The 310-nt window shown below is 52.3% G+C and carries 2 rRNA genes; both read right to left on the bottom strand.

Annotation, left to right across the window (positions count from 1 at the left end):
* Window positions 1–96: ribosomal RNA gene (gene rrf, locus M8010_RS19885) — 5S ribosomal RNA — on the bottom strand; the annotation flags it as partial.
* Window positions 97–202: 106 nt separating this feature from the next.
* Window positions 203–310: ribosomal RNA gene (locus M8010_RS19880) — 23S ribosomal RNA — on the bottom strand; the annotation flags it as partial.

Here is a 310-nt window from a genome sequence, read left to right as displayed (position 1 = left end):
CACATGGGCAGAAGCCACACTACCATCGGCGCTGGTCTGTTTCACGGCTGAGTTCGGGATGGGATCAGGTGGTTCCAGACCGCTATGGTCGTCAGGCAAAACGGTTGATCACTGGGTGGACGAGATAGAACGGTGATATTGATTTCAGAGCTTTGGCTTTCGCCTTGTCTCTTGCGTTATCCACAATTGTCTTGGGTGTTATATAGTCAAGCCGCACGAGCAATTAGTATCGGTTAGCTCAACGCCTCGCAGCGCTTACACACCCGACCTATCAACGTCCTGGTCTTGAACGGCTCTTCAGGGACCTCAA

This window comes from Marinobacter sp. ATCH36 (genome assembly GCF_023555055.1).
GTDB lineage: Bacteria > Pseudomonadota > Gammaproteobacteria > Pseudomonadales > Oleiphilaceae > Marinobacter.
This window is presented reverse-complemented; position numbering and strand designations above follow the sequence as displayed.